At 66.0% G+C, this 14,014-nt stretch carries 13 protein-coding genes; 8 read left to right on the top strand and 5 right to left on the bottom strand.

Annotation, left to right across the window (positions count from 1 at the left end; genetic code table 11):
• Nucleotides 1-70: 70 nt before the first annotated feature.
• The 3 genes from BX604_RS08150 to BX604_RS08140 form a co-directional block, all read right to left on the bottom strand.
• Nucleotides 71-613 carry a response regulator transcription factor gene (locus tag BX604_RS08150; RefSeq protein WP_011658200.1) on the bottom strand — a complete coding sequence of 181 codons (543 nt, stop codon included), beginning with the start codon at nucleotides 611-613 and terminating at the stop codon, nucleotides 71-73.
• Nucleotides 614-626: 13 nt separating this feature from the next.
• Nucleotides 627-2,033 (bottom strand): ATP-binding protein, encoded by a 1,407-nt coding sequence (locus tag BX604_RS08145; protein WP_098550301.1) that lies wholly within the window; start codon nucleotides 2,031-2,033, stop codon nucleotides 627-629.
• 121 nt (nucleotides 2,034-2,154) lie between these two features.
• Complete coding sequence (locus BX604_RS08140) at nucleotides 2,155-2,379, bottom strand: cysteine-rich CWC family protein (RefSeq protein WP_098550300.1); 225 nt, start codon at nucleotides 2,377-2,379, stop codon at nucleotides 2,155-2,157.
• A gap of 305 nt (nucleotides 2,380-2,684) precedes the next feature.
• Here BX604_RS08140 and argB point away from each other — a divergent pair, with 305 nt between their 5' ends.
• The 7 genes from argB to BX604_RS08095 all read left to right on the top strand — a co-directional run bounded on the left by argB (nucleotide 2,685) and on the right by BX604_RS08095 (nucleotide 9,598).
• The gene (argB, locus tag BX604_RS08130) at nucleotides 2,685-3,584 is read left to right on the top strand and encodes an acetylglutamate kinase (RefSeq protein WP_006754950.1); all 900 of its coding nucleotides are present in this window, start codon (nucleotides 2,685-2,687) and stop codon (nucleotides 3,582-3,584) included.
• A complete protein-coding gene (locus BX604_RS08125; RefSeq protein WP_098550299.1) occupies nucleotides 3,581-4,372 on the top strand; it encodes a pyrimidine 5'-nucleotidase in 792 nt (263 codons plus the stop codon). The genes argB and BX604_RS08125 overlap by 4 nt, the downstream gene beginning before the upstream one ends.
• Nucleotides 4,339-5,004, top strand: a complete 666-nt coding sequence (gene slmA / locus BX604_RS08120; protein ID WP_098550298.1) for a nucleoid occlusion factor SlmA — start codon at nucleotides 4,339-4,341, stop codon at nucleotides 5,002-5,004. Before BX604_RS08125 ends, slmA begins: the two co-directional genes overlap by 34 nt.
• Before the next feature lie 269 nt (nucleotides 5,005-5,273).
• Nucleotides 5,274-6,419 carry a homoserine O-succinyltransferase MetX gene (gene metX / locus BX604_RS08110; protein WP_098550297.1) on the top strand — a complete coding sequence of 382 codons (1,146 nt, stop codon included), beginning with the start codon at nucleotides 5,274-5,276 and terminating at the stop codon, nucleotides 6,417-6,419.
• Nucleotides 6,416-7,024, top strand: a complete 609-nt coding sequence (gene metW, locus BX604_RS08105) for a methionine biosynthesis protein MetW (protein WP_057924617.1) — start codon at nucleotides 6,416-6,418, stop codon at nucleotides 7,022-7,024. Before metX ends, metW begins: the two co-directional genes overlap by 4 nt.
• A 119-nt stretch (nucleotides 7,025-7,143) precedes the next feature.
• Nucleotides 7,144-8,565 (top strand): AmpG family muropeptide MFS transporter, encoded by a 1,422-nt coding sequence (locus BX604_RS08100; protein WP_098550296.1) that lies wholly within the window; start codon nucleotides 7,144-7,146, stop codon nucleotides 8,563-8,565.
• The gene (locus BX604_RS08095) at nucleotides 8,555-9,598 is read left to right on the top strand and encodes a M48 family metallopeptidase (protein ID WP_098550295.1); all 1,044 of its coding nucleotides are present in this window, start codon (nucleotides 8,555-8,557) and stop codon (nucleotides 9,596-9,598) included. Before BX604_RS08100 ends, BX604_RS08095 begins: the two co-directional genes overlap by 11 nt.
• A 39-nt stretch (nucleotides 9,599-9,637) precedes the next feature.
• Here BX604_RS08095 and BX604_RS08090 read toward each other — a convergent pair whose 3' ends face one another.
• A complete protein-coding gene (locus BX604_RS08090) occupies nucleotides 9,638-10,588 on the bottom strand; it encodes an AraC family transcriptional regulator (protein ID WP_098550294.1) in 951 nt (316 codons plus the stop codon).
• 228 nt (nucleotides 10,589-10,816) lie between these two features.
• Between BX604_RS08090 and BX604_RS08085 the strand changes: the two genes are divergently transcribed.
• The gene (locus BX604_RS08085; RefSeq protein WP_098550293.1) at nucleotides 10,817-11,869 is read left to right on the top strand and encodes an NAD(P)-dependent alcohol dehydrogenase; all 1,053 of its coding nucleotides are present in this window, start codon (nucleotides 10,817-10,819) and stop codon (nucleotides 11,867-11,869) included.
• 756 nt (nucleotides 11,870-12,625) lie between these two features.
• Here the strand turns inward: BX604_RS08085 and BX604_RS08075 are convergent.
• Entirely contained in the window at nucleotides 12,626-13,837 is a 1,212-nt protein-coding gene (locus BX604_RS08075; protein WP_098550291.1) for a DUF6402 family protein, read from the bottom strand.
• Nucleotides 13,838-14,014: the final 177 nt, after the last annotated feature.

The raw sequence follows: 14,014 nt of genomic DNA, 5'->3' as shown, positions 1-14,014 counted from the left end.
AAACGGGCGGCCCCTTCGCGGGGGTCGCCCGTTTTCGTTGGCACGGCCGAAGCCGGTGCGGTCGCGCCGCTTACTGCCGAACCGGCTTCTTCGCGAGCTTGCGCTGCAGCGTGCGGCGGTGCATGTTCAGCGCGCGCGCGGTCGCCGAGATGTTGTTGTTGTTCTCCGCCAGCACGCGCTGGATGTGTTCCCATTCGAGCCGGTCGACCGACAGCACGACCGGGTTCTCGAGCGCCTCGTCGGCCTGCACTTCGCTCGCGTTGGTCTGCAGCGCGGCCAGGATCGACTCGATGTTCGCCGGCTTCGCGAGATAGTTGTCGGCGCCTTCCTTCACGGCCTGCACGGCGGTCGCGATGCTCGCGTAGCCCGTCAGCACGAGAATCCGCGCGTCGGGCTGCAGGTCGCACAGCGGCGCGATCAGGCTCAGGCCCGAATCCTCGCCGAGATGCAGGTCGACGGTGATGAACTGGAACTTGCCGCCGGCGGCGAGCCGCAGCGCCGCCTCCTTGTCGTGCGCCTGCTGCACCGCATAGCCGCGGCGCTCGAGGCCACGCGCGAGCGTACCCGCGAACACCTCGTTATCGTCGATCACCAGGAAATTGTTCTCGCTCATGTGGTTTCTCCGTCTACGTGTTGGTTGAGGCGGCAGGCGCCGCGACGTGCGTCACCGGCAGACGCAGCACCGCGCGCGTGCCGCGGCCGGGAGCGCCGGCCGGGCGGCTGTCCGGCGTGGCCGCCGGGCGCTCGCCCGCGCGCTGCCCCGATGCAGCAGAAGCGTGGCCATTCGCAGCACTGCCGGCGCGCGCGGCGGCGCTTGCCGCCCGCGGCACGACATCGGACAGCTCGATCTCGCCGCCCAGGCGCACAGCCGCACTGAATGCCAGGTACAGGCCGACCCCGTGCCCGCCCTGCGTGCTGTCGACCGGCATCGCGCCGAGCGATTCGCGCAGCGCGGCCGGAATGCCGGGCCCATCGTCGCATACTTCGAATTCGATCTGTTCGGCCGACCGGTCGTTATACGAGAGTCGCGCGGCCAGCGTCACGCGGTGCGGGCTGGCCCGCGCGGCGTTGTCGAGCAGGATCGTGAGGATCTGGCCGGCCGCGACCGTGTCGTCGAGCGCGACGCCCGACGGCCGTGCGCCAAGCAGTTCGAACTGCACGTGCGGATGCCGCAGGCGCCAGTGCTCGACGAACGTGTCGAGCCAGTCGCCCACCGGCTGGCGGCTCGCAGGCGCACTCGCACGGCTGCGCAGGCGCGCCAGCGCCGACGTGCAGAGCGTCATCTGCTCTTCGAGCACCTTCAGGTCGGCCTCGTAGCGCGCGAGCCCCGGATCGGCACGCGCCGCGTCGCGCAATTCCTCGGCGAGCATCGCAATCGTCGACAGCGGCGTGCCCATCTCGTGCGCGACGGTGGCCGCCTGCACGCCGAGCGCGACCGCCCGCTCGTCGCGCAGCAAATGCGCCTGCGCTTCGCCGAGCGCCGCATCGCGCTGACGCAGCGCGTTGGACATGCGCGCGACGAACCAGGCGGTCAGCCCAACGCTGACCATGAAGTTCACCCACATCCCGGTGCGGTAGTAGTCGAACAGGTTCGCCGGATTGTCCATGTTGAGCGGCACCGAATCGAAGCCGAGCGCCGCATAGCACGCGACGGCGAACGCCGCGAGCCAGATCATCAGGTGCCACGGCAGCACGGCCGCCGCGATCGCGAGCGACGGCAGGTACAGCGACACGAACGGATTGGTCGTGCCGCCCGACAGGAACAGCAGCGCCGACAGCGCACCGAGGTCGACCCACAGCTGGCCGAGCAGCTCGAAATTGGTCTCGGGCCGCGCGCGCAGCACCCGCACCCAGGTCAGCGCGTTGAAGACGACTTCGAGCACGATGACCATCAGCATCGCCGGCAATGGCAGATGCACGCCGAAATAGGTCTGCACGACGCCGATCGTCGCGAGCTGGCCGACGATCGCAAGGTTGCGCAGCCAGAACAGGTGGCTGAGGTTGACGCGCCCGGTGGTGGTGATTCGTTGCATCCGGCCAGTTTACCCGTTTAGCGCCCGATGCCTCTCGCGGGGCCGGATCGGCAGCAGCGCACGCGAAGGCCACGGCGCACCGGCGCATCGCCCTCGCGGCACGCGGCCCCTGCACCCACGGTCAGCCGGGCGCCCTGGCCATGCGCTGCGCGATCTCGTCGGCGAGGCACTCCGGGCATCGGCACCGCGCGCCGGCCGCGGGCGCCGCATCGCCGGGCAACACCGGCATCGACGCGCACCAGCAGTCGAACGGCTGCGTGCGGGCGCCGCAGTCGAAGCCGCGCCCACAGTGCGGGCAGCGCGCGCGGTGCGGGGCCGAACGGGTGGCGGCAGCGGAATCGGTCATGGCGCAATCGCGGAAGCGGGCATCACGTCGCCCTACGCGACAAGCATAGCGCGGCGGGGGGATTTTGCACGTCGGCCATCCGGCCGATGCGTGCCGCCATCACGCCGGAACGCGTGCAGCGCGAGCCCGCCCGCACCGCGGCCCGCATCGGCGCCGCAAGGCCCGGCGCCATAGCCGGCGGGCCACCGCGCACAGCACCCGCCCCGCCCCGCACACCTTCCGGCCCGCCCAAAAACCCGATGCTGCGCTGCGCCACTCCTGTACAATTCGCCCTGTTTCAACCGTTCCCAGCCAGAGCCGCCGCCATGTCCGAGCCCATCGACCTCTCGCAGATCGCCCCCACGCTGAAAGCAGAAATCCTCGCCGAAGCGCTGCCGTACATTCGCCGCTACCACGGCAAGACCGTGGTGATCAAATACGGCGGCAACGCGATGACGGAAGAACGGCTCAAGCAGGGCTTCGCCCGCGACGTGATCCTGCTGAAACTGGTCGGCATCAACCCGGTGATCGTCCACGGCGGCGGTCCGCAGATCGATCAGGCACTGAAGAAGATCGGCAAGGCCGGCACCTTCATCCAGGGCATGCGCGTGACCGACGAAGAGACGATGGAAGTCGTCGAGTGGGTGCTGGGCGGCGAAGTGCAGCAGGACATCGTGACGCTGATCAACCACTTCGGCGGCCATGCGGTGGGCCTGACCGGCAAGGATGGCGGCCTGATCCACGCACGCAAGCTGCTGATGCCGGATCGCGACAATCCGGGCCAGTACATCGACATCGGCCAGGTCGGCGAAGTCGAGGCGATCAACCCGGCGGTCGTGAAGGCGCTGCAGGACGACGCGTTCATCCCGGTGATCTCGCCGATCGGCTTCGGCGAAGACGGCCTGTCGTACAACATCAACGCGGACCTCGTCGCCGGCAAGCTCGCCACCGTGCTGAACGCCGAGAAGCTGCTGATGATGACCAACATCCCGGGCGTGATGGACAAGGACGGCAACCTGCTGACCGACCTGTCCGCGCGCGAGATCGACGCGCTGTTCGAAGACGGCACGATCTCGGGCGGCATGCTGCCGAAGATCTCGTCGGCGCTCGACGCCGCGAAGAGCGGCGTGAAGTCGGTGCACATCGTCGACGGCCGGATCGAGCATTCGGTGCTGCTGGAAATCCTGACCGAGCAGCCGTTCGGCACGATGATCCGCTCGCATTGAGCGCGCGCCGCCCGCCTGCCAGCCCCGACCTGCCGGCGTCGCTGCGACGCCGGCGCATCTCCCGCAGCCGGCCGCGCGCCGGCGCGCCCGTCTGGCTGTTCGATCTCGACAACACGCTGCATCACGCATCGCATGCGATCTTTCCGGAGATCAACCGCGCGATGACGCAGTACATCATCGACGCGCTCCACGTCGAGCGCGCCGAGGCCGACCGGCTGCGCACCGGCTACACGCAGCGCTACGGCGCGGCGCTGCTCGGCCTCACGCGCCACCATCCGATCGATCCGCACGATTTCCTGCGGGTCGTCCACACGTTTCCCGACCTGCCCGCGATGCTGCGCGCCGAGCGCGGCCTGGCACGCATCGTTGCGTCGCTGCCCGGCCGCAAGTTCGTGCTGACCAACGCGCCCGAGAACTATGCTCGCGCGGTGCTGCGCGAGCTGCGCATCGAGCGGCTGTTCGAGCGCGTGATCGCGATCGAACACATGCGCGACCGCCACGCGTGGCGTGCGAAGCCCGACCACACCATGCTGCGCCGGACGCTGCGAGCCGCGCATGCGCGGCTCGCCGACGCGATCCTCGTGGAAGATACGCGCGGCCACCTGAAGCGCTACAAGCGCCTCGGCATCGGCACCGTATGGATCACCGGCCATCTGCCGGGCCATTTGCCCAACGTCGGCCGTCCGCATTATGTCGACCAGCGCATTCGTTCGTTAAAATCGCTGCGACTGGGCACACGATCGGGGCGACAGAAATGCAGCCGACTTACCCGCAGGACCAAGCCGTAACGGAAAACCAGGCCACACCGTCCCGCCCGCGCCCGAAACCGGGCGAGCGGCGCGTGATGATCCTGCAGACGCTCGCCGCGATGCTCGAGGCGCCCAAGCCCGAGAAAATCACGACCGCCGCGCTCGCGGCCCGGCTCGACGTGTCGGAAGCGGCGCTCTACCGGCATTTCGCCAGCAAGGCGAAGATGTACGAAGGGCTGATCGAGTTCATCGAGCAGGCGCTGTTCGGACTCGTCAACCAGATCGTCGCGAAGGAGCCGAACGGCGTACTGCAGGCGCGCACGATCGCGCTGACGATGCTCAATTTCGCCGCGAAGAACCCCGGGATGACGCGCGTGCTGACCGGCGAGGCGCTGGTCGGCGAGGATGAGCGGCTCACCGAGCGCGTGAACCAGCTGCTCGACCGCATCGAAGCGACCGTCAAGCAGTGCCTGCGCGTCGCGCGCACCGAGGCCAATGCGCCGCAGGACGGCCCGACGCCGTTCGTGCTGCCCGCCGACTATGATCCCGCGGCCCGCGCGAGCCTGCTCGTCAGCTACGTGATCGGCCGCTGGCACCGCTTCGCGAAAGGCGGATTCCAGAAACCGCCGGGCGAGCAGGCCGATGCCCATCTGCGGCTGATCCTGCAGTGATGCGACGCTGACGGCACGCCGCGCCACGTGCGCCGGAATCCGCCTCCCGCAATTTCCGCTATACTTTGCCGACTGTCGCCTCTCTGGCGGCAGGTCGGAAGCGCGCCGATTTGCTGACTCGATTGCGGGCGCGCGAACCGGCCGGGCATGGATGGCTATCTTTGTCCCGGCGGTTCACTACAAATGCGGCTAAAGAGGTCGTCAGCCGCGCACCTTCGCCTCCGCGCATCGCCGACACCATTTAGCCGCCCAGTCATAAGGCGGAACGAATGGAATCGATCGGCATCGTCGCTCCACAGACCATGCACTTCGCCGAACCGCTGCGCTTGCAAAGCGGCAGTGTGATCGGCAACTATCAGCTCGTCGTCGAGACGTACGGCGAGCTCAACGCCGCGCGCTCGAACGCGGTGCTCGTCTGCCACGCGCTCAACGCGTCGCATCACGTCGCCGGCGTCTACGCGGACGATCCGCGCAGTACCGGCTGGTGGGACAACATGGTCGGCCCCGGCAAGCCGCTCGACACCAACCGCTTCTTCGTGATCGGCGTGAACAACCTCGGCTCGTGCTTCGGCTCGACCGGCCCGATGAGCGCCGATCCGTCGACCGGCAAGCCGTACGGCGCGCGCTTCCCGGTGGTTACCGTCGAGGACTGGGTGCATGCGCAGGCGCGCGTCGCCGACGCGTTCGGCATCGAGCGCTTCGCCGCCGTGATGGGCGGCAGCCTCGGCGGGATGCAGGCGCTCGCATGGAGCCTGATGTATCCGGAACGCGTCGCGCACTGCATCGACATCGCATCGACGCCGAAGCTGTCCGCGCAGAACATCGCGTTCAACGAGGTCGCGCGCTCGGCGATCCTGTCCGACCCCGACTTCCATGGCGGCGACTATTACGCGCACGGCGTGAAGCCGAAGCGCGGCCTGCGCGTCGCACGGATGATCGGCCACATCACGTACCTGTCCGACGACGACATGGCCGAGAAATTCGGCCGGGCGCTACGCCGCGCGGACGGCGCGCTCGACGCGTACAACTTCAGCTTCGACGTCGAGTTCGAGGTCGAATCGTACCTGCGCTACCAGGGCGACAAGTTCGCCGACTACTTCGACGCGAACACGTACCTGCTGATCACCCGCGCGCTCGACTATTTCGACCCTGCGAAGGCGTTCGACGGCAACCTGACCGCCGCGCTCGCGCGCACGCAGGCGAAATACCTGATCGCGAGCTTCTCGACCGACTGGCGCTTCGCGCCGGCGCGTTCGCGCGAAATCGTGAAGGCGCTGCTCGACAACAAGCGCACGGTCAGTTACGCGGAAATCGACGCGCCGCACGGTCACGACGCGTTCCTGCTCGACGACGCGCGCTATCACAACCTGCTCCGCGCGTATTACGAACGAATCGCCATCGAGGTGGGTGCATGAACCAGCAAGCGCTGAACTCCCTGTCCGCCCGTGCGGACTTCCGCGCGATCGCCCGCTGGGTCGAACCGCGTGCGACCGTGCTCGACCTCGGCTGCGGCGACGGCTCGCTGCTGTCGCTGCTGTCGGAAGAACTGGACGTGTCCGGCTACGGGATCGAACTGAACGACGCGGGCGTGCTCGCGAGCACGAAGAACGGGATCAACGTGATCCAGCAGAACCTCGAGGACGGCCTGCGCCTGTTCGAGGATCACAGCTTCGATTTCGCGATCCTGTCGCAAACGCTGCAGACGATCCACCAGACGGCCGCGATCCTGCGCGAAACCGCGCGCGTCGGGCGCGAGTGCATCGTGTCGTTCCCGAACTTCGGCTACTGGGCGCACCGGCTGTCGGTGCTGCGCGGCCGGATGCCGGTGTCGAAGTCGCTGCCTTACCAGTGGCACAACACGCCGAACGTGCGGGTGCTGACGATCAAGGATTTCGAGGCGCTCGCGCCGGAAGTCGGGGTCACGATCCTCGACCGCATCGTGCTGCACGAAGGCCAGCCGATTCGATGGGGAGCGAACTGGCGTGGTAGTCTTGCTGTCTACCGCGTCAAGCGCAGCTGAGCCAGGGGGCCGTTGACGGACGCCGACGGCCTGCACGCACGTGCGGCCGCGCCCCTGCGCTACCCGCGCCGCCGCCTGCGCTGCCGCCGCAATCAGTCAACGCTACCCAGTTCCTGTCCATGTCGAAAACGCCACACGAGGCGCCCGCACTCACCGCTCACGAGGATCACCCCGGCTGGCGCGCCTATCTGAACACGCACATGCTGATCTGCGTGTTCCTCGGCTTCACGTCGGGCCTGCCGCTCTTCACGCTCGTCTATCTCGTGCAGGCATGGCTGCGCTCCGAGGGCGTGAACCTGAAGGAAATCGGCCTGTTCGCGCTGATCCAGTTCCCGTATACGTGGAAGTTCCTGTGGGCGCCACTGATGGACCGCTACATCCCGCGCCTGCCCGGCTGGCGGCCGGGCCGCCGGCGCGGCTGGCTGCTGCTCACGCAGGTGCTGGTCGCCGGTGCGATCGCAGCGCTCGGCTTCGTGTCGCCGCGCGATTCGATCTGGACGGTCGCCGCGCTCACGACGCTCGTCGCGTTCTTCGGCGCAAGCGCCGACATCGTGATCGACGCCTATCGCCGCGAACTGCTGCGCGACACCGAGCAGGGCCTCGGCAACGCGGTGCACGTGAACGCGTACAAGCTCGCCGCACTGATCCCCGGTTCGCTCGCGCTGATCCTGTCCGACCACATGCCGTGGGACGTCGTGTTCGCGATCACCGGCGCCTTCATGCTGCCGGGTATCCTGATGACGCTGCTGGTGCGCGAGCCCGAAGTAATCGGTGCGCCGCCGCGCAACCTGCGCGACGCGATCGTGCTGCCGTTCCGCGAATTCATCCAGCGCGACGGCTGGGCCGGCGCGCTGCTCGTCATCGCCTTCATCTTCCTGTTCAAGATCGGCGACACGATGGCGACCACGCTGTCGACGTCGTTCTTCCTCGACATCGGCTTCACGCGCACCGAGATCGGCATCGTCGCGAAAACCACCGCGCTCGTCGCGAGCGTCGCCGGCGGCATCATCGGCGGCATCTGGCTCGTGAAGATCGGCATCGGCCGCGGGCTGTGGATCTTCGGCGCGCTGCAGATGGTGTCGACGCTCGGCTTCGCATGGCTCGCGCAACTCGGCCCCGGCTCGCCGGTGCTCGCGATGCTGTACGACTTCACGATCTCGACGAGCCACGCGATCGCGGCCGGGCTGTCCGTGTTCGGCATCGCCGTCACGCCGCAATTCAGTCCGATGACGGTCGCGCTCGCGATCGTCTATGGCTTCGAAACCTTCACGACGGGCCTGACGATGGCCGCGTTCGTCGCGTATATCGCAAGCACGACCGACCCGCGCTACACGGCCACGCAGTTCGCGTTGTTCACGAGCCTCGCGTCGGTGCCGCGCACGCTCGCGTCGGCCGCGAGCGGCTTCATCGTCGCGAAGATCGGCTGGTTCGACTACTTCATCGCGTGCACCGCGCTCGCGATCCCCGGCATGCTGCTGCTGTTCAAGATCGCGCCGTGGAACGGCACCGCGCGCAACGGCGAGGCCAGCCGTGCGCAATGATCGACTGCATGGCCTGGCACGCGTCGCTGCGTCGCTGAGCGTCGGCATCGCGGCACTCGCGGCCGGAAGCGCGCATGCAGCCGACGCAAGCGCGACCTCGACAAGCCCCGCACCGGCCACCGCGCCCGCTTCGCCGTCCACGCCGGCGGCACCCGCCACGCCGTCCGCGGCCGAAGCCGCGCAGCCGACCGGTGCGGCCGCGTCCACGAAAGCCTATACGCCGACATCGCAGCAAGTCCGCTACGGCAACGCGATCGCGTTCCGCACGCTGATCCCGTCAACGCTGCTCGAACAGCTCACCGCGACCGAATACACGCAAATCGTGCAGGCGGCCGCCGACAGCGGTCGTCTGCTGCCCGCGAACCAGCCGCGCGTGAAGCGCCTGCGCGCGATCGTCGCGAAGCTCGCGCCGTATTCGGTGAAGTGGAACGATCGCGTGAAGAACTGGGCGTGGGAGCTCAACGCGATCCGCTCGCGCGACATCCGCGTCACCTGCCTGCCGGGCGGCAAGATCCTCGTGTACGGCGGGATGCTCGACCGCGTGCGCCTGAACGACGACGAATTCGGCGTGCTGCTCGCGCATGGCATCGCACATGCGCTGCGCGAACACGCGCGCAGCAATTTCAGCACGACGTCGCAAACCTCGCTGCGCGCGGCCACGCTGCCGCCGCTGTTCGGCGTCGGCGATCCGCTGCCGCAGGCGCTGAACCTCGGCGCACGCCTGCAAACGTTGCGCTACGACCCGACCGACGAAACCGAAGCCGATGTGATCGGCGGCGACATCGCCGCACGCGCGGGCTTCGATCCGCGCGCGGCGATCACGCTGTGGGACAAGCTCGCGGCGGCGACGCGCGCGGACAAGGCGGCGGGCTTCATCTACCTGCACCCGTACAGCGCGACGCGACGGCAGGATCTGCTGAACCGCCTGCCCGACCTGATGCCGTTGTATGCGAAGGCGGTCGGCAAACGCGTCGACACGCTGCCCGACTATGCGGGCATCAGCGCACAGCGGCGCAAGGTCGTGCGGCGCTGAGCACCGCATCCGGCATTCGGCAGTGCATGGCGTCCGGCACTACGCGCGGACGTCCGATTCGATTGGCCGGCTTCCGCCGCCGCTTTCGCGCATCGCGCGCACTTCGTCACCCGGGCTGCGGCCGAACAGCCGCTTGAACTCGCGGCTGAACTGCGACGCGCTCGCATAGCCGACCCGCGCGGCGGCGGTCCCCGCCCCGACGCCGTCCTGCACCATCATCAACCGCGCCTGGTGCAGGCGCGCGGCCTTCACATACTGCATCGGCGACGTCGCGGTCACGTGCTTGAACTGCGCGTGGAACACCGCGAGGCTCATCCCGGCCTCGCGCGCGAGCGTCTCGACGTCGAGATCGGCCGTCAGGTCCGCATGGATGCGCCGCAGCGCCTTCGCGATGCGACCGAAATGATGCTGCTGGACGAGCGCCGCGCGAATCGCGTCGCCCTGCGCGCCAGTCAGCACGCGATACGCGATCTCGCGCATGATCGCCGGCCCGAGCACGCACGTGTCGTGCGGCGACGCGAGCGTTTCGAGGAGGCGCACCACCGCGTCGGCAAGCGGCGCATCGAGCGGTGTCGAGTAGACGCCGTGCGGCTCGCTGACCGCGGCGCCGAGCGTCTCGTCGAGCAGGATCGCGAGTTCGGCGATCACCGCGAGATCGACGCGAATCGAGATCGCGAGAAACGGCTCGTCCATGCTCGCGAAGGTTTCGCATTCGAACGGCAACGGCACCGACAGCACGAGATACTGCTGCGCGTCGTAGACGAACGAGCGCTCCCCGAGATAGCCGAGCTTGCGGCCCTGGCACACGACGATGATGCTCGGCTCGTACAGCACCGGCATGCGCGGCACCGGCCGGCTCACGCGGATGAAGCGCACGCCGTCGAGCGTCGCCAGCGTGTCGCCCTCGTTCGGCGCGAGGCGCGCATGCAGCTCGATCATGCGGCGCCGCACGCGCTCGCCCGAGTCGTCGAAAAGGGGCTGGAAGCTCATCTGCGTCGTCCTGTCCTGCAAGAGAATCTGGCTCGCAATGTAGCATCCTGAAAGCGTTTTGACGGCCGTTCGCGTGCAATTCGAGAGGAATAGGCAAATCTTCAAGACCTTCGTGTATTTCGCCCCGGCCGCGCGCTCCTTACGATGGGCACCTGTCTCGCCGCACCGCCACATGGCGCGGCGGCAGTCTGTTTCGCCGGATGTTTTCCCGGACAAGGAGCCCCCTGCATGAGCACAACTTACGCTTACGCGGCGACCGATGCGCGCTCGCCGCTCGCCCCGTTCGAATTCCAGCGCCGCGCGCTGCGCGACCTCGACGTCCAGATCGAGGTGCTGTACTGCGGCGTTTGCCACTCCGACCTGCACCAGGCCCGCAACGAATGGCGCAACACGATCTACCCGGTCGTGCCGGGCCATGAAATCGTCGGCCGCGTGACCGCAACCGGCCCGCAGGTATCGCGCTTCAAGGTCGGCGAGCTGGTCGGCGTCGGCTGTCTCGTCGACTCGTGCCGCACCTGTCCGAGCTGTGCGGAAGGCCTCGAGCAATATTGCGAGAACGGCTTCGTCGGTACCTACAACGGCCAGGATCGCGTGACCGGCGACGTCACGTACGGCGGCTACTCGACGCAGCTCGTCGTCGACGAGGCGTTCGTGCTGCGCGTGCCCGAGACGCTCGACCCGGCCGGCGCCGCGCCGCTGCTGTGCGCGGGGATCACGACCTATTCGCCGCTACGCCAGTGGAACGTCGGCCCCGGCAAGAAGGTCGGGATCGTCGGCTTGGGCGGCCTCGGCCATATGGGTGTGAAGCTCGCACGCGCGATGGGCGCGCACGTCGTGCTGTTCACGACGTCGCCGTCGAAGATCGAGGACGGCAAGCGGCTCGGCGCGCACGAAGTGGTGATCTCGAAGGACGAAGCGCAGATGAACGCGCACCTGAACAGCTTCGACTTCATCCTGAACACGGTCGCCGCGCAGCACGACCTGAATCCGTTCCTGCACCTGCTCAAGCGCGACGGCACGATGACGCTCGTCGGCGCGCCGGAGCACGACCACCCGTCGCCGCAGGTATTCAACCTGATCTTCAAGCGCCGCCGCCTCGCGGGCTCGCTGATCGGCGGGATCGCGGAGACGCAGGAAATGCTCGACTTCTGCGCGGAGCACGGGATCACGTCGGACATCGAAACGATTCCGATGCAGCAGATCAATGCCGCTTACGAGCGGATGCTGAAGAGCGACGTGAAGTACCGGTTCGTGGTGGACATGGCGTCGCTCAAGCAGTAAGCGACGATTCGGCGTTTCAGTCAGCCGGTCGGATGATGTCGTGAAATGGCGGCACGGACGCGAATCGCGTCACGTGCCGCCGCATGTGATCACGCCAGCCCGTGAAATAACGGGCATGTAGCGGTTGTTACAAACGTGGGCGCGCGGCAAGTAGTCTGTCCCATCTTGAAGGTGGCAGCGTTATTTCATCGTCGCCATCATCCGAATCTCCCCTCGAGAAGTAAGCAGAACGACCGTTTATGGACCACTCAATCTCCGGGCTCGATGTAGTGAACGTACGTTGGGCAAGCAACTTTCTACTCTTTGCGTCGAACAACCGTCCTACGTACTTGGAACTCCCCCCAGGCACCCATTTCAGCAAGCATCGCTCTGCAATGTAAAGGCCATCCAAAGAGGCTGAGCTCTGGCACCCGGTTCCATCCGGCGTGCTGTTGAAGAGACTCGCGTAACACATGTAGATGGCGGCCAATATCACGGCCGCCTTGCCGATCTTCGTCGCTCTCGCACGTGACGCCTCTTGCCACGTGCGCCACTTGATTGCCGTGAAGGCGATAGTAATCAATGCGGCAGATGCGCCGAACAGCGCTGCGAGCGGCTCACCGAAATCAACCATCATGACGACACCTCGATCGGCGTGCGAGTGGGACAACCCATGGTGTCACCCGGTATTCAATTGTTTCCACCACATCCCCGAGTAGCAAAGACGCCCTTCAGGCATATCAGACTTCGGCAGCGTTATGGACTTGGCCGATCGAATCATAGATAGATCTTGATACTCGGACTGACAGGAACGTAACGACAATCAGAGTAGATGATGAAATCCCCACCTCGTTGATGCTTGATCGCCCACTGTCGAAAATCGGCGTTGTGCACCGGATAGTAGACGTTTCCCTTCGTCGCAGGATTTCCAAGCGCGACGGCGGATTTGACATACGGGATATAACGAGACTGGGCCGCGAACGTATCGAGCGGTACGACGATGACGCCGTTACTGCTCCAGTGGCCCAAGTATTGCGAACGGTCGCCAAGTTTGTCGGTGAATGTGTAGTTGTCTTTCACGTATACCCAAATGCCGGTTACCTCGACCACGGTCCGGCGCCATTCGACATCCCAGGAGAACTGTGCACGACCAAGGGCGGCGTAGATGACAAACGAACCGAGTGCGCCGGTGAGATCGTCAGGAGCACCGCTACGCTCCCACTCCGCTGCCAGCAATAGATTTATCTTCTGCCCGAACGTCCCATCAACCGCAACACGCTGAAACTGAAAATTGCGATGTAAGGTTACGGGATTGTTTCTACAAATGTCTCCTGTGAAGAGATCGATCACCTGATTCTTGTATGTCCCGAGCATCTTTGTGAGCACATCGATTGCATTCTGGGACCGAATGCCTTCATTGATCAGATAGTCATATTTCTCCTTGGCACGAGGAAAGCGGAACACCCAATCCAGCTTTATCGTCGTCGTATCGTACATATCAGGCGGATAGTGCTTGCCGTCCTGATTGATCTCCGCCCCTTCGTCGGCGTCGACCGGCGAATAGTTGAGCCGTCCGGCAAACCATCGCTCCATCAACTCGGCCGACTTCGGCAAAAAGATCTTGCGCATCGCCCGCGGAATTTCCTGAATGTCGAACGGCGGGACAGTCGACTCCTTTTCCTGTTTCTTGACCGGTGCAGGCTTGTGTTCCTTCGGTGGATCAGGTGTGTTCAGCCATTTCTTGAAGCGCGAAATTCCCTCGGCCGCGGCCAACAGCCCATCGAAGGTATTGTTCACGCGATCCTTGTGAGTCAACCGTCGGGGGCGCGGCTTCGGGGGCTCGGGCTTCTTCGGCGGCTCTGGCAGTGATGGTGGTGCCTTGCCCATTGACAACGTCGCATCACGAACAATTTCGCAACCGTCCTTGCCTTCGCATCGCGTCCATATCCAGAAGATCTTGTTGACTCTGTAATACGACAGCTTCATCATCGCACTCCCATTCCATCCCCGTCGTTCGACATGAAGCGCGGGCTCGCACAATCACGCCCGCCCACATGACTGGTCATTGGTGATTCGCACCTTCAGCCCGCACACGCCATTTCGACAGACAGTCTTCCGAAAACGCGCACACGCGAAAATAGGAGGAGTACGAAAATTTGATGAAAT

The organism is Burkholderia sp. JKS000303, from assembly GCF_002563755.1.
GTDB lineage: Bacteria > Pseudomonadota > Gammaproteobacteria > Burkholderiales > Burkholderiaceae > Burkholderia > Burkholderia anthina_B.
Note: the sequence above shows the minus strand (reverse complement) of the source record. Positions and strands in the feature narration are given on the sequence as shown.